Genomic DNA, 24,050 nt, shown 5'->3' on the forward strand with positions numbered 1-24,050 from the left:
ATCGAGCGGGGGAGTGGCGGACCAGGATGGTCGACCAATATCCTGATCGACGGCTGTTGCTTGGCTGTGAGCCCGGACAGTCGCTCGTGATCGACCACCCACCTCAAGGACCCTCATCGTGACCGCTCGCCGTCGTCTCCTCCCGCTCGCCCTCGCCGCCCTCGCCGCGGCCCTGACGCTCTCCGGTTGCAGTGTCGTGGAGGGCATCCTCCCGAAGCCAGCCGAGACCCGGGACGCGCAGTCCGGTGAGATCGTCGGTGGAGGCACGACGGACGTCTTCACCCTCTCGGTCGGCGACTGCCTGAACGACGAGTCGTCGTCCGACGAGGTCACGGAGGTGCCGACCGTGCCCTGTTCCGAGCCGCACCAGTACGAGGTGTACGGCGAGGTCACGCTGACCGGCGACGAGTGGCCCGGCGAGGAAGCCGTCACGCAGCAGGCCGACGACGGTTGCTACGCGCAGTTCCAGGCGTTCGTCGGGATCGTCTACGAGGACTCCAGCCTCGAGTTCAACTACTACACGCCGACCGAGGCCAGCTGGAACGGGGTGGACGACCGGCTCGTCACCTGCGTGATCTACGACTCCGCGGCGACCACGGGCTCGCTGGCCGGCGCGGCACGGTAGGTCGACCGCGCGCGCAGCACCGACGGGACCGCCCGACTCCAGAGTGGGGTCGGGTGGTCCCGTTTCTCGGCCCTGAATCCGGGGGCTACGCACAATTCATGACAACTCATATGTCATATACTGGATTGCTTCGGCCTGAGCGCTGCCGAGCGCCATTCACGTTCCCTCCGGACAAGGACCTCCCATGACCTCCCATCGCTTCCTCCCTGCCATCACCGTCTCCATGGCGGTCGCCGCAGTACTGACCCTCTCCGGCTGCAGTGCTATAGAGGGCATCCTCCCCAAGCCGGCGGAGACGCGCGACCCGCAGTCCGGAGAGATCCTCGAGGGCGGCGCGACCGACGTGTTCACCATCGCGGTCGGCGACTGCCTGGACGACTCGTCGACCGCCGACGAACTCACCGAAGTACCGACCGTGCCGTGCTCCGCGGATCACGACCTCGAGGTCTACGCCGACTTCGAGCTGGAGGGCGACGAATGGCCGGGCGACGAGGCCGTCACCTCGGAGGCGGACGCCGGGTGCCTGGCGCAGTTCGAGCGCTTCGTCGGTATCCCGTTCGAGGAGTCGGCACTCGACTACAGCTTCTACTGGCCGACCGAGGAGAGCTGGGACCAGCTGGATGATCGGCTCGTCAGCTGTCTGATCTTCGACACCGCGCCGACGGCCGGGTCGCTCTCCGGCGCCGCCCGCTGACGCGGCGACGACGACGTGCCCGCCTCCAGACGGGAAGGCGGGCACGTCGTCGTCGATCGTCAGGAGCCGCTGAGCCGCTCCCGCAGGCGGTCGCGGACGGCGACGAGGTCGGCACGCAGGGCCGACACGGTGTCGTCGTCGAGCGCGCCTCCACGGGCGACGTGCTCGCGGAGTTCGGCTCGGACCGCCTGGCGGAACTCGTTGATCGACACGCCGGTCTCGTGGAGCGCCAGGCGTCCCTGCACCTTCTGGTCGGCGCTCTCCTCGGCGGTCGACGTCCAGCTCGGACCGGGCTTCGCGGACTGCTTCGCCTCGCGCGCGGCTGAGGCGAGATCGGCCCGGAGGCTCTTCATGGCCGCCGTGACCCCGCTACGGACCTCGTCGGCGATACGACGGACGGAATCGGTGAGCTGGTCCTCGATGCCGTCGAGCTCGCCCGCCCGTGCTGCGAGCTCCGCCCGGCCCGCCTCGGTGATCTCGTAGACGGTCTTCCGGCCGTCACTCGTCTTCGTGACGAGTCCCTCCTCTTCCAGCTTCGCGAGGCGCGGGTAGATGGTGCCGGCGCTCGGGATGTAGGTGCCACCGCTCCGGTCGGTGAGTGCCTGGATGAGTTCGTAGCCGTGCTTCGGCGACTCGTCGAGCAGGCTCAGGAGGTACAGTCGCAGGCTGCCGTGGGCGAAGACGGGGCTCATGCGCCTGCCTCGCTCCCTGCGGTGGTGGCCGCGCCCGCCGGCTCGGCAGCCGGGCGGCGGAGGACGGTCACCGCGCCGCCGACGGTGTTCATGCGCACCTCGGCGAACTGTCCGGACAGGGCGCCGGTGTGCGAGTTGTACCCGCCACCGCGCAGCCCCTTCAGGACGACGCCGTCGATCGCCAGGCGGCCGCCGACCGAGTTCGCCGTGTAGCGGGCGGCGAGTTCCTCGTCGAGACGGACCGTGATCGCGCCGCTCACGGTGTTCAGGTCGAGCTGTTCGCATGCACCGTGGATGTCGAGGAGCAGGTCGGAGGAGACGCCGTCGATCGAGGCGCGCGTGATGTCGCCGGAGACGGTGACGTCGCCCGAGACCGTGTGCGCCTGGATGCGACCCGTGTGGTTCTGGACCGTGAGCTCGCCGCTCACGGAGTTGAGGTCGAGCCGTCCGGTCATCCGGTCGGCCACGAGGTCGCCGGACACCGTGTTGAGCTTGGCGTCTGCGGTGAGGCCTGCGACCAGTCCGCTGGCGCTGACCACGCCGAACGTCAGGGCGATGTCGCGGGGGACGAGGACGCTGACCTGGGCCGTGGCGCGATTGGCGCCGAAGTTCGAGAACACTTCGAGGAAGTTGTCCCAGCGCAGCTGCGGGTGGTCGATCTCGGCGACGTCGCCGTCGATGGTGATCTTGAGGTCCTTGCCGGTGACGGCCCCCACCTCGATGCGGGCGCCGGGTTCGTCGTGTCCGATGATGTCGACCTGGCCGCCGATGAGGCCGACCTTGAGTCGTCTCACGAGTTCGAGGTCGATGATGCGGCTCTCGCCGGGAGCGATGATCCACTTCTCCTGTGCCATGGTGCGGTTCCTTCCGAGTGATCGCGATATATCGCGTTGAACTGGAATTCACGATATATCGCGTCTCGGTGCGTGGCAACCCCCGGAACCTCCGGGATCACCCTGAGTCGACCCTGGGATCGGCGGCCGGACGGTCGTCGCGGCGCACGTCGGTCTGCAGCGGCGGAGGCTCAGTACCAGGGAGCGATGGCCAGGTCGTCGGGGACGGACCCCTCGTCGCTCGGCGGCCCACTGCCGTCGAGGCAACTGGATCCCGCCGGTACCTCCGAGTGCGCCGACCACGGGTCGTCGGCCTCCGCATGGAAGGGCACGTACCCGACGAGCTTCGAGGATGGAGGCCTCACCTCGGCCTCGAGCGCAGCGGTGAAGTCGTCGAACTCCTTCGTGGCGTACACCGTCGCGCCCTCCAACCCCGACGACGGATCCAGCTCGCAGGAGACGGCTACCGGTCGCCACCCTGCGTCGCGCAGCTGGGCCAACATGGCGGTGGCGGCAGGCCAGGCGGGTCCGCTCGCTCCTGGTTCCGCGGTCACGTCCGACGGCCAGAGGTCCTCGACCGTGATCGCCCCGCGTTGCACGCTGACGTTGGCAGAGGTGTCCGGAACCCGTGGCCCGGTGACGCTGCCGTCCGTGAAGAGCGGATCATCGGCCAACGCGGTGAGCCGGGCGTGGTCGGTCTCGTCGGCCACGACGGGTGTCGCCGACAGGCCGCATCCCGTACAAGCGAGCGCGGCGACGAGGATCGTCAGCGACACGGTCGCGAGGCGACGATGGATCTGCTGCATGACGGTTCCCTCCGCGGCGCCCGAGCGGACGCGTCACCCTCACCGTAACCGACACCCCGGCGTGCGCCACGTCCGACGCCCGACGGGTGATGGGGAGTGCTGCCCATCGTCTTCCGGAGCCGGCGGGGACAAGGTGGAACCATCGGATCAGGCGCCTCACCGGGATCGACCGGGCAGCGCGAACAGCACCGGAGAGCGGGGACCCATGAGTGGCACGATGCAGGTGGACGGCGCGGGCCTGGCGGCGGTCGTCCAAGCGGTGGGTGGGGCGGCCACGAGCGCGACGGGGGTCTTCTCGACCTGCCTCGACACGTCGTTCCTCGACGAGCAGGTGGCTGCGAACGCCGCCGCCTTCGAACTGACGTGGCGGACCGAGATGACGGAGGCGGGCAAGACACTCGACGACTTCGCACGGTGGATGCAGAACGTCGCGGACACGATGGCCGGCACGGACGCGGCGCTCGCCGAGGACGCCTCATGACCGCGCCGCCGCCGCAGGCTCCGCCACCCACGGCGGTCCCGTCCGATCGTCGTGACGCGGCCGAGCGGGCCGCGACCGGCGCGCGGGTCGCGTCCCTGGCCGCGGAACTCCGAGGAGCCGGCGTCCCCGCCGGCGTCACCGAGCAGGTCGCGAGTGTGGTCCGCACGGCCGGTCTCGACGCCGTCATCGGCCTCGGCGCCGGCATGCTGACGGACGAGCAGGCGGGGGCCGTGCTGCTCGACGCCCTCATCGACGCGCGTCGCCGAGGATCCGACAGTGCGGAGACCGCCGCCGAATTGCGCGCGGTCGCCAGGCTGCAGACCGTCGTGCTGCAGCTCCTCTCCGGACTCGCCACGACCACGCGCGCCGCCGGGACCGGGGACCGACCATGAACCTCTCCGACCTCCGCACCAAGAGCTCAGCCGAGATCGACGTGCTCGCCACCTTCATCGGCTCGCTGACCGGCGACCCGTTGAGCTTCATCACCTCGATCGGTTCGTTCGTCGATCGCGCAGTCGGGCTCATCCCCAGATCCTCCACGTTCGCGGACACCCCACCGCCGGGTGACCCGGCCACCATTGACGGGCTCGCGGAGCAGTACGAGAACGCGGTGCTCGCCGCGGAGGCGATCCAGACCACGCTCTCCACCGTCACCGCGTCGAGCCTGCCCGACGCACTCGTCGGGGTGACCGGCGCGAGCGCGACGCAGGTCCTGGCGTCCGTCAACACCCTCGTCGGCAGCGAGATCGAGGGTCTCCGGACCGGTGCCAGCGGTCTCCGCGACTACGCGGACGCCATCACCGCGGCCCGCGCCGCCCACCATCCGGGTGCGGACACCATCCGCGACGGTCAGCGGACCATCGGGAACATCTCCGTGAACCCATGGGCGATGACCAACCCGATCACCGGAGCCGGAGAGGTCGCCGGTGTGCTCTCGGACCTCATCCGCGGGGCCGGCCAGATCCTCGACGGCGTGTCCGTCTGCCACGACGCCTACGACGACGCATGGGCGGCCGGTGAGGCGCTGCAGCGGGCACTGTCGGACGCCGAAGGCTACGCCGTGCTCGCCGGCGTCGAGGTGCCCGTGGGCCAGACGCGGCTGGACGTCCTCGTCTCGCGGACGCAGTTCCCGAACGGTGACCCCGACAGTTCGGTCCTCTCCGAGACGGAATGGGCGAACTACGTCCAGAACTGGAACGCGATGAGCGACGACGAACGCGAACGCATCCTCGCGGCGATGGAGGAGTCCGGCGACCCTGCCGTCAGCGCCCTCCTCATGAGTGCGATCGCCACCGGCGCCGGCAGTTCCTCCGTGCTCGCCCTCGCCGACGCGATCAAGAACGCTCCGCCCGGCGAACGCCAGCGCATGATCGACGAGCTCACGAACCTCGGCGTCGGCGACAACGGGGACGCCACGGTGAACGGCGAGACCTTCGACCAGTACAACAACAAGACCTGCGGATCGACGACGCTCATCACCCTCGCCGCCCAGTCGGACCCGTTCCTCGCCTACTGGCTGCAGACCGGCGAGTTCCTCGACGGCCACGTGCCCGACTACCTCCGGGGACTCGACCTCGCCGACGCGGCCGGTCTGGACACCGAGGATCGGATGACGTTCCTGCAGCAGGCCGTCCAGGACCGTGCGAACGACCTGTTCCCCGGCCCGATCGACTACCCGAACGTCGCGGGCACGGCGCCCGGTGGCGCGGTCACCGAATCCGACCGCACCGGTACCGACTACCACATCGACTGGACCAACGCCCTGGGTGGTGACTCGGGCCGAGGCGCGGCACTCACCGAGGCCGCGGCGGCGGCGAACGACGGGACGCCCGTCCCGCTTCTCGTCGGCCCGAGCGACAACACCATCCCGCAGCACTACGTGCTCATCATCGGCTTCCACGACGGCGACTACGAGATCTACGATCCGTCGACCGGCGAGACGAACTCCGTGGACGAGGACATCATGCTGAACGGCTCGGACGACCCGGTCACCGGCTTCGCGAACTGGAACCAGATCTACGCCGTCGTGAACCCGAGCTGACCCTTCGACAAGCTCAGGGACCGCGTGGGGTTGCTCGGGGATCGGAAGCAGGGGGTGGCTCGGGGACCAGGGGCTTCGGGGTGGCTCGGGGACCGGGTGGGGTGGCTCAGGGATCGGAGGCCCGGGGCGGCTCGGGGACCGGAGGGGTGGCTCGGGGACCGCGTGGGGTTGCTCGGGGACTGGAGGCAGGGGGCGGCTCAGGGGCCGGGGCGGTGGAGAGCGACGTCCGCTCAGCGCCAGCGGTACTCGAGCTCCGGGCGCCCCGGGGTGCCGTAGCGCGGCGACCGCTCGACGGCGCCCGTCTCGGCGAGGTACTCGAGGTAGCGCCTGGCCGTCACCCGCGACAGGGACCCCGCGGCTGCCGCTTCGCTCGCGGAGAGTGGTCCGGCCGCCTGCCGGAGGAGGTCCGAGACCAGACGCAGGGTGTCCTCCGAGAGGCCCTTCGCCAACTGCGGGCGGGAGGACGGCGCTCGCAGCGTGGCGAGCGTGAGGTCCACCTCGTGCTGGCTCGCGACCGAGCCCTCGGCCGACATCGTGTGCCGGAAGGAGCGATACGCCTCCAGCTTGTCGGCGAACGCGGGGAACGCGAACGGTTTGATGAGGTACTGGACGATGCCCGCCGAGACCGCCGCCCGGACGATCCGGAGATCACGGGCCGCGGTGATGGCGATGACGTCGACGTCGATACCCGCCGTCCGGATGCGTCGGCACAACTCGAGGCCGTGCGCGTCCGGCAGGTTGAGGTCGAGCAGGACGAGGTCGATCCGGTCGTCGGGGGAGCGGTGGGCCGCAGCTGCCCGCAGCGCCTGCATCGCGGTGGCCGCATCGCCCGCCACGGCGGCGAGTTCGAAGCCCTCGACGCGGCGCAGGTAGGACGCATGGGCCTGCTGGGTGATCGGTTCGTCCTCGACGACCAGGACCCGGATGCGCTCGCTCATGTGCCTGCCTCGTCCCGGACGCCGACTGCGGCCGGCAGCGTCACGACGAACGCCGAGGACGGCTCGCGGACGACCTCGATCGTGCCGCCGAGCCGCGTCACGGCCTGCTGGACCAGCGCGAGACCGAACCCCCGACCGTAGCGGCCGGGCTCCTTCGTCGACCAGCCGCGCGTGAACGCGAGGTCGAGGGTCTCCGGGGGCAGGCCCGGTCCGCTGTCGGTCACCTGGATCACGAGCTCCGTCGTCTCGGCGTCGGCGGACCGCTCGGTACCGAGCTCGTCCGGTAGTCCCTGTCCGAGGTAGACCTCCACCCACGGGCGCTGGCCGGACGCCGCGTCGATCGCGTTGTCGATGAGGTTGCCGAGGATGGTGACGATCACCGCCGGGTCGACGCGCACGCGTCCGAGCGCGGGGTCGCTCTCGAGGTGCAGCTCGACCCCCTGCTCGGCCGCCTGCGCCGTCTTGCCGAGCAGCAATGCCGAGATCACCGGCTCCTGCTCCGCCGCGAGCACGCGGTCGGTCAACCGCTGACTCGCTCCGAGGCCCTGCGCCGCGAGGTCGAGCGCCTCCTCCCGCCGGTCGAGTTCGATGAGCGAGACGATCGTGTGCAGCCGGTTCGCGAACTCGTGGGTCTGCGAGCGCAGGGCGTCGCTCATCGTCCGCATCGAGGCCAGCTCGCCGCTCAGGTGTTCGATCTCGGTGTGGTCGCGCAGCGTCATCACCCACCCACGCGGGTGCGGGCCTGCCGTCTCGCCCGGACCGACCGCCGACTCCTGGTTCACGACGAGCACGTGGTCGCGTGTCAGGTGGATCTCGTCCACGGCCTGGCGTCCGCTCGCGAGGAGCTCGCGCAGGCCGGCGTCGATCGGCAGCTCGTCGACCGGCACCGCACCAGGGGAACGCTCACCGAGGGGCAGCCCGAGCAGTTCGGCCGCCTGGTCGTTGACGAGCACGAGACGGCGGTGGCGGTCCACGAGGACGAGCCCCTCCCGCACCGAGTGGAGCACCGACTCGTAGTAGTCGAACATCCTGGCGAGGTCCTCCGGGCCGCGCGACCCGGTGACCCGTGCGAGGTAGCGACGGAGCGTCCAGGAGCCGATCGCGCCGATGACGAGCACGAGCAGGGCCGTTCCGAGCAACCACGGCACCCGGGTCTCGAAGGTCTCGGACACGTTGCTGACCGTGACGCCCGCGGCGACGAGGGCGACGACCTCGCCGGCGTCGTCACGGATGGGTGCGACGGCGCGGACGGAGGGGCCGAGCGTGCCCGTGTACGTCTCGGTGAAGGTCCGTCCCTCGAGCGCCGGTCCGATCGTACCGATGAACGGCTTGCCGATCTGGTCGCGTTCGCGGTGCGTGTACCGCGTGCGATCCGGAGCCATGATCGTCACGAAGTCGACACCGGTGTCGCGCATGAGTGCCTCGGCGTAGGGCTGGAGCGCGTCCGACGGATGATCCGAGCCGAGCTGCGCGACGACGTAGGGGTTGTCCGCGACGCCGTTCGCGACGTCGAGGCACTTCGCGACCGCGCGGTCCTCGGTCTCGGTGCGGGCCTGGAACCAGAGCAGGACGCCGGCGACGAGGGTCATCGCGACGACCGCGACGAGCTGCACGAGGAAGAGCCGCGAGGCGATGCTCCTGGACCGACCGGCCATCGCGTCACCTCCGTCTGCTCCGTCGCGTCGACCCCTCAAGTATCGGGGGTGACGACGGCCTCAGGCGTCGCCGACCGCGACCAGTACGACCACAAGCGGTCACTACGACCACAACCCGCTCGATCCGGCGGGGCGGTCGCAGCATGGGTCGATCGACCACCCGCTGCCGCACTGACGCGGCCGACGAAACGGATCCGGAATGGCAATGACGCTCTCCTCCCTGAAACGGCTGGACAAGACCCACTACCTCTACCTCGCGGTAATCGTCGCGGTGCTCGCCGGCGTCATCGTCGGCCTCGCCGCCCCGGAGTTCGCGAAGGGACTCAAGCCCATCGGCGACGCCTTCGTGGCGCTGATCAAGATGATGATCGCCCCGGTCATCTTCTGCACCATCGTGATCGGCGTCGGGTCGATCGCGAAGGCCGCGACCGTCGGCAAGGTCGGCGGGCTCGCGCTGCTGTACTTCATCGTGATGTCGACCTTCGCCCTCGCGATCGGCCTCGTCGTCGGCAACCTCATCCAGCCGGGCGCCGGCTTGAACCTCGCCGAGACGAGCTACCAGGTGGAGGGGGAGGCCAAGAGCACGACCGAGTTCATCCTCGGCATCATCCCCACGACGCTCGTGTCCTCGCTGACCGGCGGCAACATCCTGCAGGTCCTCTTCGTCGCCCTGCTCGTCGGCTTCGGGCTGCAGAAGATGGGCGCGACGGGAGAACCGATCCTGCGCGGCATCAAGCTCATCCAGGCGCTCGTGTTCCGGGTGCTCGCGATGATCATGTGGATCGCGCCCGTCGGTGCCTTCGGCGCGATCGCCGCCGTGACCGGGTCCGCCGGCGCGAGCGCGCTCGTCGGGCTCGCCACGCTCATGATCGCGTTCTACATCACCTGTGCGTTGTTCATCGTCGTCGTGCTCGGTGGCGTCCTGCGCCTCGCGACGGGCTTCAACATCTTCAAGCTCATGAAGTACCTCGGCCGTGAGTACCTCCTCATCGTCGGCACCTCCTCCTCCGAGGCGGCGCTGCCGCGACTCATCGCGAAGATGGAGCACCTCGGTGTCTCCAAGCCGGTCGTCGGCATCACCGTCCCGACGGGGTACTCCTTCAACCTCGACGGCACCGCGATCTACCTCACCATGGCGTCGATCTTCATCGCCGACGTCATGGGCGTCCCGATGAACCTCGGTGAGCAGATCTCGCTCCTCGTGTTCATGATCATCGCGTCGAAGGGCGCCGCGGGCGTCACCGGTGCCGGTCTCGCGACCCTCGCCGGTGGGCTGCAGGCCAACCGACCCGACCTCGTCGACGGGGTCGGCCTCATCGTCGGCATCGACCGCTTCATGTCGGAGGCGCGTGCGCTCACGAACTTCACCGGCAACGCGGTCGCCACGATCATCATCGGCACGTGGGTGAAGGAGGTCGACCGGGTGCAGGTCGGCGAGGTCCTCTCCGGTCGCTCGCGGTTCGACGAGGCGACGATGAGCGTCGACGACCACACGGGCGCGGTGGCGGTGGCTGCGGCGAAGCCCTGACCGGCTGGCTCCTCGACAGACGCAGGGACCGGACATCCGGTCCCTGCCCTTCGACAAGCTCAGGGACCGGAGGCCCGGTGCTTTAGTTGGCCGGGGAGTCGACGATCGGCTTCGACGGCGGGGTGTCGCCCTCGAGCACCGCCTCGTCCACGGCGGTGGTCGAGTGTTCCGTCCGCGGAGCGATCCGGAACAACGGGATCGTGTAGCCGCAGATCGGGCCGATGAGCACGGCGAAGACCACCGTTCCGATGCCGACGTTCCCGCCGAGCAGCCACCCGATGCCGAGGACGACGAGCTCCACGCCCGTGCGCCCGACCCAGATCGGCCAGCCGGTGACGCGGTGGATGCCGGTCATGAGGCCGTCCCGCGGGCCGGGGCCGAAGTTGCCGCCGATGTAGAGGCCGGATGCGACGCCGAGGAGGAGCAGTCCGCCGGCGAACAGCAGGATGCGCGCCCACAGGTCGAGGTCCGCGGGGATGAACGCCAGCCCGATGTCGGCCGATGGCCCCACGAGGAGGACGTTCAGGACGGTGCCGACACCCGGCCGCTGCTTGAGCGGGATCCAGGCGAGGAGCACGAGCCCGCCGACGATGATCGTGATGAGTCCGAAGCTCAGGCCGGTTCGCAGGTTGAGCCCCTGGGTCAGGACGTCCCACGGGGCGACGCCGACCGCACCGCGCACGATCATCGCGATGGCGATGCCGTACAGGAAGAGGCCGATGAGGAGTTGGAGCACACGACGGGTCATGGTGGACAATCCAATTGCAGGATTGGCTTTGGCGCTAGAGGCCAATCCGGGTATCGTGGTTCAATGGCTTCCATCACCCTGAGTGCCCGATCGCTCGCCGCCCTGCTCGGGCAGTGGAAGACCGCTGCGCCCGCGTACCGCGGTCTCGCCGACCGCATCCGACTCCTCGTCCTCGACGGACGCATCCCGGTCGGCACCCGTCTGCCGGCCGAGCGGGAACTGGCCGATCGGCTCGCGCTGAGCCGCACCACGGTCACCGCGGCGTACCGCGAACTGCGCGAGGCCGGTTACCTCCGCAGCATCCGCGGTTCTGGCAGCGTCACCCTCCTGCCGTCGGCACCCACTGCGCTGGCTCCCGTGCCACAGGGCGGGTTCCTCGACTTCAGCAAGGCGGCCGTCCCGCCGTGCCCCGAGATCATCGACGCCGTGGCCACTGCCGCCGCCGAGCTGCCGCGGTACATGCACGACTTCGACTACGACCTCGTCGGCATGCCCGAGCTCCGGCAGGCCATCGCCGACCGCTACACCGCGCGCGGCCTGCCCACCGACCCCGACGAGATCATGGTGACCGTCGGGGCTCAGCACGCGATCGCCCTCATCGCGCGCACCCTGCTCAGTCGAGGTGACCGCGTCCTCGTCGAGATGCCGAGCTATCCCCACGCCTATGAGGCGCTCCGCGCGGCCGGAGCCAGGCTCGGCGCGGCGACCGTCTCCTCGGAGACCGGCTGGGACGTCCGCGAGCTCGAACAGTGGTTCGAACGCACGAGCCCCGCGATGGCGTACCTCATGCCGGACTTCCACAACCCCACCGGGGCGTCGATGCCGCTCGAGACCCGCCGACGGGTCGCTGCAGCCGCCGAGCGGCACGGGACGGTGCTCGTGATCGACGAGACCACGGCCGAACTCGACATCGACCGGCCGACGGATCAGGGCCTCGACGGCACCCCGTTCGCCGCACTCCAGGGCGCGCCGGCGTCGATCATCACGATCGGTTCGGTGGGCAAGACGATCTGGGGCGGCCTCCGCATCGGGTGGATCCGCGCCGAGCGAGGCACGATCAGGAAGCTCGTCTCGGCGCGCTCACTGGGCGATCTCGGCACCCCGATCCTCGACCAGCTGACCGTCCAGCAGTTGATGCCGGCGATGGACGGCATCGTCGCCCGGCGCGGTGTCGCGCTCGGCGAGACCCGCGACCGGCTCGTCGACCTGCTGGCCGACCGCCTCCCCGAGTGGACCGTGCCGCGGGTCGACGGCGGGATCGCCACCTGGGTGAACCTCGGCGAGGCAGCCTCCTCGCAGCTTTCGCTCGCGGCTCGGAGTCACGGGCTCGTGATCGTCGCCGGGCCGCGGTTCGGGATCGACGGTGCGTTCGAGCGCTACCTGCGCATCCCGATCAGCTATCCGTGGGCCCAGACCGAGCAGGCGGTCGAGCTGCTGACGCAGACGTGGCACTCCGCGATGTTCGGACATGTCCCGGCGCTGGACTACCTCGAAGACGTCGTCTGAGGTCGCCGCCGACGAGCGTGACACCGCTCCACACGCAGTGCTCGTGCGTGCCGTGTCCAGCCTCCGCGCGAGACCGCCGTCGGAGGGGTGTGCGGTGACATAATTACAGCGTCCGCACCTCTCGCAACAACCGAAAGCGGCTCCGTGCACCTGCTCTCCGTCCTCAGCATGAAGAACCGCGCGTTGATCGCGCTCGTCACCATCGTGGCCGCCGTGTTCGGTGTCCTGGCGGTGGGCGGCCTCAAGCAGGAGCTCATCCCGTCGGTCCAGTTCCCGCAGCTCGCGATCATCACGAGCTACCCGGGTGCGGCACCCGAGGTCGTCAACGACGACGTCTCGACCCCGATCGAGACCGCGATCCAGGGCGTGCCCGGTATCGAGTCCACCTCGGCGACGTCGAGCACGAACTCGAGCCTCATCAGCGCGACCTTCACCTACGGCACGGACCTCGCCACCGCCGAGCAGAAGATCACCCAGGCGATCAACCGCATCAAGTCGACCCTGCCCGACACCGTCGACCCGCAGGTGGTCAGCGGCAGCATCGACGACCTCCCGGTCATCCAGATCGCCGTGTCCGGCGCGGCCGACCAGGACTCCCTGGCCGAGGTGCTCTCGAGCTCCGTGGTCCCCGACATCAAGGACGTCGACGGCGTCCGCGACGCGGCGATCGTCGGCGAGGTGGGCAAGCGGGTCACGATCACCCCCGACGACGCCAAACTGGCCCTCGCGGGGCAGACCAGCCGGGTCATCGGTACGACACTGCAGCAGAACGGCTCCCTGCAGCCCGCGGGCGACATCACCGAAGGCGACAAGACGTTCTCCGTGCAGACGGGCACGAAGCTCACCTCGGTCGCCGACATCGCCGCCCTGCCGATCACGGGCGCCTTCGCCGCCGACGGCTCCGTCCTGACCATCGGCGACGTCGCGACAGTCGCCCTGAGCGACGACCCGATCACGTCGATCTCGCGCGTCGACGGCGAGCCGGCGCTCACCATCGCCGTCACGAAGCTGCCCGCGGCGAACACCGTCGAGGTCTCGCAGGGCGTGCGCGACCTCCTGCCCGAGCTCGAGCGCACGATCGGCTCCGACGCCAAGCTCACCGTCGTGTTCGATCAGGCGCCCTACATCGAGCAGTCGATCGAGTCGCTGACGACGGAGGGGCTACTCGGCCTCGTCTTCGCGGTCCTCATCATCCTCATCTTCCTGCTCGACGTCCGCGCGACGATCGTGACCGCCATCTCCATCCCGACGTCCGTACTCATCACCTTCATCGGCCTCCAGGTCGCCGAGTATTCGCTCAACATCCTCACGCTAGGCGCGCTGACGATCGCCATCGGGCGCGTGGTCGACGACTCCATCGTCGTGATCGAGAACATCAAGCGACACCTCTCGTTCGGCGACAACCGCACGGGCGCGCAGCGCGCCGGATCGATCCTGAGCGCCGTCCAGGAGGTCGCCGGAGCCATCACCGCGTCGACCGTCACGACCGTGGCCGTGTTCCTGCCCATCGCCTTCGTCGGCGACGTCACCGGCGAGCTGTTCCGCCCCTTCGCCCTCACCGTCACGATCGCGCTGCTCGCGTCGCTCCTCGTCGCGCTCACCATCGTCCCCGTGCTCGCCTACTGGTTCCTCCGCGCCCCGAAGGCCCAGCGGCTCGCAGCTGCAGCCGCAGCGGAGGAAGCGCCGTCCGACGCGACGACCGGACCGGTCCGGAGCCGCCGCGAGCGCCGGGTCAGCGTGCAGGACGAAGACGACCTCGAGAAGCCGTCACGGCTCCAGAAGGCGTACCTCCCGATCATCCACTGGACTCTCAAGCATTCGGTCACCACGCTGCTGCTGTCGGTGCTCGTGTTCGTCGGCACCTTTGCGCTCACGCCGTTCATGAAGACCAACTTCCTCGGTGACTCCGGCCAGAACACCCTCACGGTCACGCAGACCCTGCCGGTCGGCACGAGCCTCGACGCTCAGGACGCGGCGGCGAAGCAGGTCGAGACGAAGCTGCGCGACATCGACGGCATCGACACCGTCCAGCTCTCGATCGGGTCGAGCGGAAGCTCCTTGCGCGACGCGTTCTCGGGCGGCGGTGGCGGAGCCATCACCTACTCGATCACGACGAGCGAAGACGCCGACCAGACGGGACTCCAGAAGACGGTCCGCAAGGACCTGTCCGGGCTCGACGACGTCGGCGAGATCGAGGTCGCCGCGTCCGCGGGCTTCGGCGGGTCGAGCGACATCGAGATCGACATCACCTCAGCCCGGCAGAGCGATCTCGCGACGGCCGCCGACGCCATCCAGCAGGCCGTCACCGGCCTCGACGGCATCGACCAGGTCACGAGCAACCTCAGCGAATCGCGACCCTACGTCCAGGTGGCCGTCGACCGCGACGCCGCTGCCGCTGCAGGGTTCACCGAGGTCGCGCTCGGGGCGTACGTCTCGCAGCTCATGCAGCCGACGACGGTGGGCTCCATCGTCATCGACGACACCACGCTCACCATCTACGTCGACGCCCAGGACCCGCCGACCACCGTCGACGCCCTCGCTGCGACGGAGGTCCCGACCGCCACCGGTCCGCGACGCCTCGACGCCCTCGCGACGGTCTCGCAGGTCGACGGACCCGCGACGATCTCGACCGTCAAGGGGCTGCGCTCGGCCACGATCAGCGCGACGCCGGGCAGCGACAACCTCGGTACCGCCAGCGCCGAGGTGCAGACGGCGATCGACGACGTCAAGCTGCCCGCCGGCACCACGGCGACCCTCGGAGGTGTCACGGCATCGCAGAGCGACGCGTTCGGACAGCTGGGCCTCGCGCTCCTCGCGGCGATCCTCATCGTGTACGTCATCATGGTCGCGACGTTCCGTTCGCTGCGGCAGCCGCTCCTGCTGCTCGTGTCGGTGCCGTTCGCCGCGACCGGCGCGATCGGGCTTCAGATCATCACCGGTGTGCCGCTCGGCGTCCCGTCGCTCATCGGCGTGCTGATGCTCATCGGTATCGTCGTGACGAACGCGATCGTGCTGGTCGACCTCGTGAACCAGTACCGGCGACGCGGCATGACGGTCATCGAGGCCGTCGAGCACGGTGCCGCACGCAGGCTCCGCCCGATCCTCATGACGGCGCTCGCGACAATCTTCGCCCTCACTCCGATGGCGCTTGGCATCACCGGCCACGGTGGCTTCATCTCGCAGCCGCTCGCGATCGTCGTCATCGGCGGGCTCGTCTCCTCGACCATCCTGACGCTCGTCGTGCTCCCCACCCTCTACAACCTCGTCGAGGGGTTCCGGGAACGTCGCGAGCAGCGGCGGGCCGCGGCCGAGCCGAAGCCGACGGCGCGCGCGGTCGCCGCGATCGAGGGGCCGCGGGCCGCGACGGTCCCCACTGAGGAGCCGGTCCTCGTCGGCGCCGGTGGCGGAAGCGCTGCAACCGCGCCGAGCGCGCCTGACGCATCCGTTCCGTCGGCCACGGCGGACGTGGCTCCGGTGGACGCGGCTCCAGACGGCGCCGCTCCCGCTGACGCGGAACCGGCGGAGGCGGCCCCGATCGATTCGGTTGCTGCAGACGCCGATCCTGCCGACGCGGCCCCCACGGACTCGGATGCGGCACCCGAGCCGCAGGTCGCTGCGCCGAGTGAGCCGGCGGTGGATCGACCGATGACGCGGTCGGCCGCGCACGAGGTGCACGAAGCCCACGAGGTGCACGGGGCGCATGTGGCGACGGGTGACGAGCTGCCGCACACCGAGGCCATCACCCTTCCCGACGCGGTCTCCGAAGCGCCTGCGGACGAGGTCGTGCATTCCGGCGAGCACGCCGCCCCGGCGGTGCAGCCTGAGCCGGAAGCGAAGGCTGAGCCGGTCGCCGAGCCCGAGCCGGTCCTGGAGACGGAGCCGGTCGGACAGGCTGAGCCGGCAGCGGAGTCCGAGCTCTCTGCTGACTCCAGCCCGACGAGCGACACTGCGCCGACGCCTGACGCTGAGCCGAAGCTCGATGCCGACACGGCACCCGGGACCGAGCCGTCTTCGGGCACCGAACGACCGAAGCGTCGTCGCGCGCAGTGGCCGTGATCGACCACCTGCCGCTCGGTCGCTGAGCTGAGGCTCGAGCCGTTCGATACGAAGCCCTCGGGAACGCCGTCACCGGCGCCCGAGGGCTTCGTCGTGTGACGCTCGACTCAGCGGAGATCGCCGACCGCGCCGGTGACCGCCCGCAGGACCTCGCCCGACTGCACCAGCGCGGTGACCGCCTCGATCTCGGGGGAGAGGAACCGGTCGGGACCGGGACCCGTGACCTGCTCGCGCACCCGGCGGAGCACCGCCCCGGTGCCGACGGCCGGCTCGAGCGGGTTGCGCAGGTCGAGGCCACGGGCTGCCGTCATGACCTCGATCGCCAGCACCCGGCTGAGACCGTCGATCGCCCGACGGAGCTTCCGCGCCGCCGCCCAGCCCATCGAGACGTGGTCCTCCTGCATCGCGGAGGACGGGATCGAGTCGACGGACGCCGGGTGCGCCAGGCGTTTCAGGTCGCTCACGATGCCGGCCGCCGTGTACTGGGCGATCATGAGGCCCGAGTCGACACCCACCTCGTGCGCGAGGAACGGCGGGAGGCCGTTGCTCCGGCTCCGATCCAGGAAGCGGTCAGTACGTCGCTCGGACATGGACGCGACATCGGCGACGGCGATCGCGAGGAAGTCGAGCACGTAGGCGACCGGGGCACCGTGGAAGTTCCCGTTCGACTCGACCCGCCCGTCCGGCGTGAGCACCGGGTTGTCGACGGCACTCGCGAGCTCCCGCTCGGCGACCATCGCGGCATGGTCGACGGTGTCCCTGGCGGCACCGTGCACCTGCGGGGCGCAGCGCAGTGAGTAGGCGTCCTGCACCCGGGTGCACTCGGGACCCCGGTGGCTCGCGACGATCGGGGAGCCGTCGAGCAGCAACCGCAGGTTCGCGGCGCTCTCGGCCTGACCCGACTGCGGGCGCAGGGCCTGCAGGTCTGCGGCGAACACGGCGTCCGTGCCGAGCAGACCCTCGACGCTCATTGCCGCGGCGACGTCGGCGGTGCGCAGGAGCATGCGCAGGTCGTCCACGGCGAGCGCGAGCATCCCCAGCATGCCGTCGGTGCCGTTGATGAGCGCGAGCCCCTCCTTCTCGGCGAGCTGTACCGGCTGGAGGCCGGCGTCCGCAAGCGCGTCCGTCGCGGGGCGCACGCGACCGGACACGTCGGTCACCTCGCCCTCGCCCATCACCGCCAGCGCGCAGTGTGCGAGGGGCGCGAGGTCGCCGGAGCAGCCGAGCGACCCGTACTCGCGCACGACCGGGGTGATGTCGGCGTTCAGCATCGCCGCGTAGGCGCGGACCGTCTCCACCCGCACCCCGGTGCGGCCCGTCATGAGCGTCGAGAGGCGCAGCGTCATGAGAGAACGCACGACCTCCCGCTCGACGACCTCGCCGCTGCCGGCGGCGTGCGAGCGGACGAGACTCGCCTGCAACTGCGCGCGGCGCGCCGGCTCGATGAACGTGGTCGCGAGCGCACCGAACCCGGTTGAGATCCCGTAGTGGGGCTCGGGGTCGGAGGCGAGCGCCTCGATGATCCGACGGGATGCGGCGACACCGTCGAGGGCCGCGCCGTCGAGGTCGATCCGTGCACCGTGCCGGGCGACGGCGACGACCTCGTCGATCGACAGCGGCCCGGCGCCGAGGGAGACCGAGGTCGGGCCGGCGGGCTCGGGATGCGGGCGACCGGAGGTCGTCGGGTCGCTAGTGGTCGGGGTCGCGCCGGGCTGGATGTCCATATTCCGATGGAACACCCGGGCGCCCACCGCGGCGGTGCGCGTAGAGTCGTCCGTGTCTGGGATGACAGACATGGACGACCAGGCGGCCGTGTTCGAGCCGCGGAGACGAGGTCAATGGTGAGTCAGGTCCCGGCAGCCGACGCCACCCTGCGCGTGCTGAGCCATCTCGCCGGCGCCCGCGGCCCGCTTCCGGCCGCGGCGATCGCCTCGGCACTCGACCTGCCGAGATCGACGGTCTACCACCTCCTCAGCGTGCTGCAGGAGCACGGCTTCGTGGTCCACCTGCCCGAAGCCCGTCGCTACGGGCTCGGCGTCGCCGCCTTCGAACTCTCCGGTGGATACGCGCGCCAGGAGCCGCTCAGCATGCTCGGGCGCCCGTTGCTCGCCGAGCTGGTCGACCGGGTGGGTGAGAGCGCGCATCTCGCCGTGCTGCACGGCCGGGACGTGCTCTACATCGTGGATGAGCGCGCCCCGCGTCGGCCGCACCTCGTCACCGATGTCGGCGTGCGCCTCCCTGCTCACCTGACCGCCAGCGGCTGCGCGATCCTCGCCGCGCTCCCGGCCGGCCAGCTACGCGCCCTGTTCCCTGACCAGGCGGCGTTCGTCGACCGCACCGGCCACGGGCCGAAGCGGTACCGGGAGCTCCGTCAGGTCCTGGCCCAGACGACCCAGGACGGCTATGCGCGCGAGGCCGGCGGGGTGACGCTCGGTCTCGCGAGTGTCGGGGTGGTCGTCCGCGACCACACGGGGTGGCCGGCGGCGGCGATCGCGGTCACCTACGACGCCGATGCCGGGCTCGATCCGGCGTGGTTGGCCCGCGAGATCCACCCGGCGGCGGCCGAGCTGTCGCGGCGGATCCGGGGTCGCTGAGCGCTCGGCGGAGCGGGCGGGCGGGCGGTGCGGCGGCTCCGGAACCGTGGTCAGGCGACCGAGCGCAGGATGAGCTCGAGCAGGGCGGTCGCGTAAGCGTCGGGCGCCGTCGCGGCGCTGAACCGTCGCAGTTCGCCGCCGAGCTCGACCACGACGGTGTACGCCTCGGCGTCGCCCAACGACAGGAGGACGTCGAGTTCGTCGTCGAGTGTCGGCTCGCCGTCGGTCGGCGCAGCCGGGGACACCGCGCGTTCGAGCGACCGGAACGAGCCGCGCAGCAGGGCACGCAGCTGGTGTTCCGACGGCAGCCAGAGCGTCTCCTCCTGATCGACGGAGTCCAACGCCCACTCGGTCGTGCCGTTGAAGCCGAAACTGCGGCCACCCGGGTGCTCGTGCACCTCGACGGTCATCTCGCTCACCGTGAACACGTCGCCGGCGAGCTCACCGCCGTCGATGGTGAAGCGGTCGCCGGGTTCGGGAGTCCAGCGCAGGCCGGCGGTGCGGAGCGCTCGGGCGAGGTCAGCGGAGATCATCAGTCCAGTATCGCCGACCACTGTGCGATGCGGCTGGCAACCCCTCGATTCGGGCGGAACCCTGTGCGAGGGTGGAGGATCTCTTCGAAGGGTCCGATGATGCCCGCACCTGGTGATGGCCTCTCCGGTCGCTTCCCTGCGCGCGGCCGCGTCACCACACGACGGTTCGAGGGTGCGACCGGGATGCACGAGGTGTCGGGCGCGCTCCGATTCGTGGACGTGGACCCCGATCGGTTCTCGATGACCGTCGACTCGGTCATGCTCGGCGAGTACGTCGTCCATCGCAACACCGTCGGCCCCGGGACGTTCGACCTTGTCGCCGACGCCTACGGGCTCGATGAGCCGGTCGCGACGATCGTGATGCTCATCGAGGGCGCCGCCAGCCTGGTCCACGGCCGACAGCAACTCGACCTGCTCCCCGGGACCGGGACGCTCACGGAGGGTGCCGAGACGTACCGGACGACGATCCACGACCACGCGACCTATCTGTACGTGTTCGTTCCGATGCGTGCGCTCCGCCGCCTCGGCATCACCCCGACGAGTGCCCTCGGCCCGCTGGCGCCGTCGCCGCTGCTGCGGGGGAGCGCCGCATTCCTCGTGGAGGTCATCTCCGCGTTCGAACCGATCGGCGGCGCCGCGCAGCTCAGGCTCTGCCGGGTGATCGACACGATGCTCGCGACCCTCTACGCGGAGAACGACCTGTTCCGGGCCGAGGGTGAAGCCGGACGCGTTCCACTCCGGCTCCGGATCATCGAGCACATCGCCGCGTCCTTCGCCGAGCGGGAGTTGCGACCGGAGACGCTGGCGCGTCGCTTCAACATGTCGACGAGGTCTCTGCAACGGGTGTTCGAGGGCTCGGGCACGAGCGCCGCGGGCGAGATCGCCGAGCGGCGGGTGCAGCTCGCGCTCGCCCTCCTCTCGGACCCCGATCACCGGGGCCTGTCGATCGCCGAGGTCGCGACCCGATGCGGCTACCACTCGCAGGCGCACCTCCGTCGAGCGGTCGTCGCGCACACCGGTCTCAGCCCGAGCCAGTTCCGGGAGCAGACGAAGGCGGAGGACGCCTGACGTCGCAGCGTCGTCAGGCCGCCGGATCAGCCTGCGGTGCGCCCGCTTCGTCGCGGAGCCGTCAACCAGGGCCGCAGCAGCCTCGTGACGAGCGGCAGGAGCCAGTAGGTCATGATCGGCGTCAGGACGAGCGTCGAGATGAGCACATGGAGGAACACACCGAGCGGCTCCCAACCGGGCACGAGCGCCGTGACGAGGAGGGTGAAGACGAGGTTGAGCGGGAAGAAGCCCAACCAGATGCTCACCGCCTGCTTCCAGCGCGGCGGCGCGGGCGGGATCGGATCCGGGTCGCCGGAGAGCTCGGCCTCCTCGACGCGGAGGATGCCGTCCGGTGCGTCGAACCACCCTTCGATCCCGCTGCGCCGCTCGACGCGGGACTGCTCCATGAACTCGCGGCCGCTCGACAGCCACCAGGCGCGTTCCTTCGACTCCTCCCAGTCGGTCAGCGTCTGTTCGTCCGCGAAGCGGTACAGCATGTACCAGACGTCGCTCTCGGCACCCGCGCGCACCCAGCCGGAGCCGAGGAAGCCGGGGTACCGGTTCGCCAGGTTGATGCCCGCCTGGACCCAGATGGTGGCCTCGGAGATCGACGCCGGGTTGACGCGTCGCTCGATCGAGACGGTGATGGGATCGTGTTCCATACGCCCAGTAGACCGCACTCGTGTTTCGATCTCGTGTCCCGGTGCCGCCCCCGTAGAGTCGAGGCATGGCGACTCCTGACTTCGTACTGGCCCTCCGCGAGCGGATCGGGCACGCGCCCCTCTGGTTGACGGGGGTGACCGCGGTGGTCCTGCGCGGTCTCGGGACACCCGAGGCCGAGGTCCTGCTCGTCCGGCGCCAGGACAACGGGGCGTGGACGCCGGTCACGGGCATCATCGACCCGGGTGAGGAGCCCGCGGTGGCGGCGGAGCGCGAGGTCCTCGAGGAGGCTGCCGTGGTCGCGGTCGCCGAGCGTCTCGCCCAGGTGCAGGTGCTCCCGCAGAACGTCTACGACAACGGCGACATCACGCAGTACATCGACCTCGTGTTCCGATGCCGCTACGAGTCGGGCGAGCCCTATCCGGCGGACGGCGAGAACTCCGAGGCGCGGTGGTTCCCGCTCGACGCCCTGCCCGAGCAGGTCTCGCAGAACTTCCGTACGCGCATCGCGCTCGCCGCCTCCGACGAGCGCGAGGCCCGCTTCACCCGCTGACGTCCCTCCACCTGCCCGCGAACTGTCACGTGAGGCTCGTTCCGGGGCCTGTGACTAGCGTTTGGTGACAGTTCGCGGGCTGGAGGGGGTGGCGGTGGCTGCGGCGATGGCGTCGGCGGCTCGGACGAGGGTGAGGTGCGAGAGCGCCTGCGGGGTGTTGCCGACCTGCCGCGCCTGCTGCACGTCGTACTCCTCGGACAGCAGGCCCAGGTCGTTGCGGAAGGACAGCAGCCGGTCCATCAGCTCGCGGGCGTCGTCGAGTCGGCCCGAGGCCGCGTACTGCTGCACGAGCCAGAACGAGCACGCGAGGAACGGGTGCTCGTCGCCCGGCAGACCGTCGACCCCGCTCGTGGTGCGGTAGCGCAGGAGCAGACCGTCCTGGAGGAGGTCCTCCTCGATGGCGGCCACCGTCGCGAGCATGCGCGGGTCGTCGGGCGCCACGTAGCCGATCTGCGCGAGGACGAGCAGCGACGCGTCGACCTCGGTCGTCCCGGCGTGCTGGACGTAGCACCCGCGTGCATGGTCGACGTTCTCGCGCTCGATCGTCTCGCGGAGGGTCTCGCGGAGGGCCTCCCAGCGTTCGACGGGCCCGTCCAGGCCGTGCTCGCGGACCGCGCGGACACCGCGGTCGAGCGCCGCCCAGATCATGGCGCGCGAGTGGGTGAAGTGCTGCTCGTCGCCCCGAACCTCCCAGATGCCGCGGTCGGGACGGTTCCAGTGCTCCTCGAGGACGCCGAGCAGCGCGCGCTGGAGACTCCACGAGAAGTCGTCGTCCGGGAGACCGACCGAGCGCGCCTCGTCGAGGGCGATCATCACGGACCCGAAGACGTCGCCCTGGTACTGCGTGTAGGCGCCGTTGCCGACGCGCACGGGGGCGGCGCCGAGGTAGCCGGGGAGGCTGTCGAGCTCCTCCTCCACGAGGTGGCGTTCGCCGGCGAGGCCGTACATGATCTGCAGGTCGTTCGGATCACCGGCGATCGCCCGGAGGAGCCACCTGCGCCAGTCGTGCGCCTCCTCGGTGAAGCCGTGCTGCATGAGGGCTTCGAGGGTCAGCGAGGCGTCGCGCAGCCAGACGTAGCGGTAGTCCCAGTTGCGGACGCCCCCGAACGACTCCGGCAGGCTCGTGGTCGCGGCGGCGACGATGCCCCCGGTGTCCTCATGCGTGAGGGCACGGAGGACGAGTAGCGACCGCACGACCGCCTCCTCGTACTCGTCGGCGGGATCGCAGCGGGACGCCCAGTCGCGCCACCAGGCGATCGTGTGGTCGATGCGCGGGCCGACGTCGACCGGGTCCGGTACCTCGCGGTGCGAGGGGTACCAGGTGAGGGTGAGGTCGACGGTGTCGCCCGCGGAGACCTCGACGGTCGCCGAGTGGGCGTGATCGGACGCCGTCAGGTGCACACCGCGGACCACGACGGCGTCGGGGCCGGCGACCGCGACGATCCCGGAGCCGTCCGGGAGCTGCCGCACCCACGGGATCGCGTCGGCGTACCCGAAGCGGAGGCGCACCTCGACGTCGACCGCGACGGTGCCGCTGAGCCCCTCGACCCGGCGGACCACATCCGCCCGGCGGTCGCCGTGGGGCATGAGGTCGGTCACGCGCACCTGCCCGTCGGGGGTCGTCCAGACGGTCTCGAGGACGAAGGTGTCGTCGAGGTAGGCGCGGCTCGCCGTCGCCCGCGCGTCGGCGGGCCGGACCGTCCAGCAGCCGTGGTCCTCGGTGCCGAGCAGTGCGCCGAACATCGAGGGCGAGTCGAACCGGGGGAGGCACAGCCAGTCGATGCTGCCTTCCGACGACACGAGCGCGGCGGTGTGGCAATCACCGATGAGGGCGTAATCCTCGATGGGGCTGGGCATGCACCCATGCTGCCACGCCGCCGCGGGCCTGCCTGGGAGCCATGCTCCGTGACTTCTCAGGGTGGATCGGGTAACGTAGGTGAGTCGGCTCTAGACACCGCGTTTGTACCGCGGAGGGTTATGTCAGTCTGGTGGGCCGGTTTCGTCGGAGAGAACTCCGCGAACACACACATGATGTGGACGGCCCCGGCCAGTGATCGCCC

Annotated in this window: 21 protein-coding genes; 11 read left to right on the forward strand and 10 right to left on the reverse strand. The window is 70.3% G+C overall.

From position 1 onward, the window contains the following. Positions 1–118: 118 nt before the first annotated feature. Complete coding sequence (locus IFR14_RS05495; RefSeq protein WP_229940073.1) at positions 119–625, forward strand: septum formation family protein; 507 nt, start codon at positions 119–121, stop codon at positions 623–625. Between the two features lie 184 nt (positions 626–809). After that, a complete protein-coding gene (locus IFR14_RS05500; RefSeq protein ID WP_191940500.1) occupies positions 810–1,319 on the forward strand; it encodes a septum formation family protein in 510 nt (169 codons plus the stop codon). 59 nt (positions 1,320–1,378) lie between these two features. Here IFR14_RS05500 and IFR14_RS05505 read toward each other — a convergent pair whose 3' ends face one another. The 3 genes from IFR14_RS05505 to IFR14_RS05515 form a co-directional block, all read right to left on the reverse strand. Then, on the reverse strand, positions 1,379–2,011 hold the full coding sequence (locus IFR14_RS05505) for a PadR family transcriptional regulator (RefSeq protein ID WP_191940501.1): 633 nt from the start codon (positions 2,009–2,011) through the stop codon (positions 1,379–1,381). Beyond that, the gene (locus IFR14_RS05510) at positions 2,008–2,865 is read right to left on the reverse strand and encodes a DUF4097 family beta strand repeat-containing protein (protein ID WP_137242313.1); all 858 of its coding nucleotides are present in this window, start codon (positions 2,863–2,865) and stop codon (positions 2,008–2,010) included. The genes IFR14_RS05505 and IFR14_RS05510 overlap by 4 nt, the downstream gene beginning before the upstream one ends. A gap of 170 nt (positions 2,866–3,035) precedes the next feature. Further along, positions 3,036–3,650: a hypothetical protein gene (locus tag IFR14_RS05515; protein WP_191940502.1), complete on the reverse strand. Its 615-nt coding sequence runs from the start codon at positions 3,648–3,650 to the stop codon at positions 3,036–3,038. Positions 3,651–3,855: 205 nt separating this feature from the next. Here IFR14_RS05515 and IFR14_RS05520 point away from each other — a divergent pair, with 205 nt between their 5' ends. Genes IFR14_RS05520 through IFR14_RS05530 form a run of 3 tightly spaced genes read left to right on the forward strand, consistent with a single transcriptional unit; the run spans position 3,856 to position 6,172 of the window. Continuing rightward, a complete protein-coding gene (locus IFR14_RS05520) occupies positions 3,856–4,131 on the forward strand; it encodes a hypothetical protein (protein ID WP_191940503.1) in 276 nt (91 codons plus the stop codon). Continuing rightward, positions 4,128–4,523, forward strand: a complete 396-nt coding sequence (locus IFR14_RS05525; RefSeq protein ID WP_191940504.1) for a hypothetical protein — start codon at positions 4,128–4,130, stop codon at positions 4,521–4,523. The genes IFR14_RS05520 and IFR14_RS05525 overlap by 4 nt, the downstream gene beginning before the upstream one ends. Further along, positions 4,520–6,172 carry a hypothetical protein gene (locus IFR14_RS05530; RefSeq protein WP_191940505.1) on the forward strand — a complete coding sequence of 551 codons (1,653 nt, stop codon included), beginning with the start codon at positions 4,520–4,522 and terminating at the stop codon, positions 6,170–6,172. The genes IFR14_RS05525 and IFR14_RS05530 overlap by 4 nt, the downstream gene beginning before the upstream one ends. 230 nt (positions 6,173–6,402) lie before the next feature. On the opposite strand, the gene IFR14_RS05535 is transcribed toward IFR14_RS05530, so the two are convergent. After that, positions 6,403–7,110, reverse strand: coding sequence for a response regulator (locus tag IFR14_RS05535; protein ID WP_191940506.1), 708 nt, complete (start codon positions 7,108–7,110; stop codon positions 6,403–6,405). Then, the gene (locus tag IFR14_RS05540) at positions 7,107–8,765 is read right to left on the reverse strand and encodes an ATP-binding protein (protein ID WP_191940507.1); all 1,659 of its coding nucleotides are present in this window, start codon (positions 8,763–8,765) and stop codon (positions 7,107–7,109) included. Before IFR14_RS05540 ends, IFR14_RS05535 begins: the two co-directional genes overlap by 4 nt. Before the next feature lie 199 nt (positions 8,766–8,964). On the opposite strand from IFR14_RS05540, the gene IFR14_RS05545 reads away from it, so the two are divergent. Then, entirely contained in the window at positions 8,965–10,293 is a 1,329-nt protein-coding gene (locus IFR14_RS05545) for a cation:dicarboxylate symporter family transporter (protein ID WP_191940508.1), read from the forward strand. An 82-nt stretch (positions 10,294–10,375) separates the two neighbouring features. Here the strand turns inward: IFR14_RS05545 and yczE are convergent, their stop codons facing one another. Further along, positions 10,376–11,041 (reverse strand): membrane protein YczE, encoded by a 666-nt coding sequence (gene yczE, locus IFR14_RS05550; RefSeq protein ID WP_064294226.1) that lies wholly within the window; start codon positions 11,039–11,041, stop codon positions 10,376–10,378. A gap of 63 nt (positions 11,042–11,104) precedes the next feature. Between yczE and yczR the strand changes: the two genes are divergently transcribed. Both yczR and IFR14_RS05560 read left to right on the forward strand, forming a co-directional pair. Then, on the forward strand, positions 11,105–12,547 hold the full coding sequence (gene yczR, locus IFR14_RS05555) for a MocR-like transcription factor YczR (protein WP_079705091.1): 1,443 nt from the start codon (positions 11,105–11,107) through the stop codon (positions 12,545–12,547). 144 nt (positions 12,548–12,691) lie between these two features. Continuing rightward, positions 12,692–16,603, forward strand: coding sequence for an efflux RND transporter permease subunit (locus IFR14_RS05560; protein WP_191940509.1), 3,912 nt, complete (start codon positions 12,692–12,694; stop codon positions 16,601–16,603). Between the two features lie 107 nt (positions 16,604–16,710). Here IFR14_RS05560 and hutH read toward each other — a convergent pair whose 3' ends face one another. Then, positions 16,711–18,399, reverse strand: a complete 1,689-nt coding sequence (gene hutH / locus IFR14_RS05565) for a histidine ammonia-lyase (protein ID WP_249406894.1) — start codon at positions 18,397–18,399, stop codon at positions 16,711–16,713. Between the two features lie 42 nt (positions 18,400–18,441). Here hutH and IFR14_RS05570 point away from each other — a divergent pair, with 42 nt between their 5' ends. Next, positions 18,442–19,197: an IclR family transcriptional regulator gene (locus tag IFR14_RS05570; protein WP_191940510.1), complete on the forward strand. Its 756-nt coding sequence runs from the start codon at positions 18,442–18,444 to the stop codon at positions 19,195–19,197. Between the two features lie 50 nt (positions 19,198–19,247). Here IFR14_RS05570 and IFR14_RS05575 read toward each other — a convergent pair whose 3' ends face one another. Continuing rightward, positions 19,248–19,730 (reverse strand): hypothetical protein, encoded by a 483-nt coding sequence (locus IFR14_RS05575; RefSeq protein ID WP_064294230.1) that lies wholly within the window; start codon positions 19,728–19,730, stop codon positions 19,248–19,250. A 99-nt stretch (positions 19,731–19,829) separates the two neighbouring features. Here IFR14_RS05575 and IFR14_RS05580 point away from each other — a divergent pair, with 99 nt between their 5' ends. After that, positions 19,830–20,798 (forward strand): AraC family transcriptional regulator, encoded by a 969-nt coding sequence (locus tag IFR14_RS05580; RefSeq protein WP_191940511.1) that lies wholly within the window; start codon positions 19,830–19,832, stop codon positions 20,796–20,798. A 26-nt stretch (positions 20,799–20,824) separates the two neighbouring features. Here IFR14_RS05580 and IFR14_RS05585 read toward each other — a convergent pair whose 3' ends face one another. After that, positions 20,825–21,439 (reverse strand): antibiotic biosynthesis monooxygenase, encoded by a 615-nt coding sequence (locus tag IFR14_RS05585; RefSeq protein ID WP_191940512.1) that lies wholly within the window; start codon positions 21,437–21,439, stop codon positions 20,825–20,827. Between the two features lie 65 nt (positions 21,440–21,504). On the opposite strand from IFR14_RS05585, the gene IFR14_RS05590 reads away from it, so the two are divergent. Next, complete coding sequence (locus tag IFR14_RS05590; protein ID WP_071262396.1) at positions 21,505–21,990, forward strand: NUDIX hydrolase; 486 nt, start codon at positions 21,505–21,507, stop codon at positions 21,988–21,990. A 54-nt stretch (positions 21,991–22,044) separates the two neighbouring features. Here IFR14_RS05590 and IFR14_RS05595 read toward each other — a convergent pair whose 3' ends face one another. Beyond that, positions 22,045–23,907: a glycoside hydrolase family 15 protein gene (locus IFR14_RS05595; protein ID WP_274598616.1), complete on the reverse strand. Its 1,863-nt coding sequence runs from the start codon at positions 23,905–23,907 to the stop codon at positions 22,045–22,047. Positions 23,908–24,050 lie beyond the last annotated feature (143 nt).

The sequence above is a fragment of the Plantibacter sp. CFBP 8775 genome (genome assembly GCF_014839505.1).
GTDB lineage: Bacteria > Actinomycetota > Actinomycetes > Actinomycetales > Microbacteriaceae > Plantibacter > Plantibacter auratus.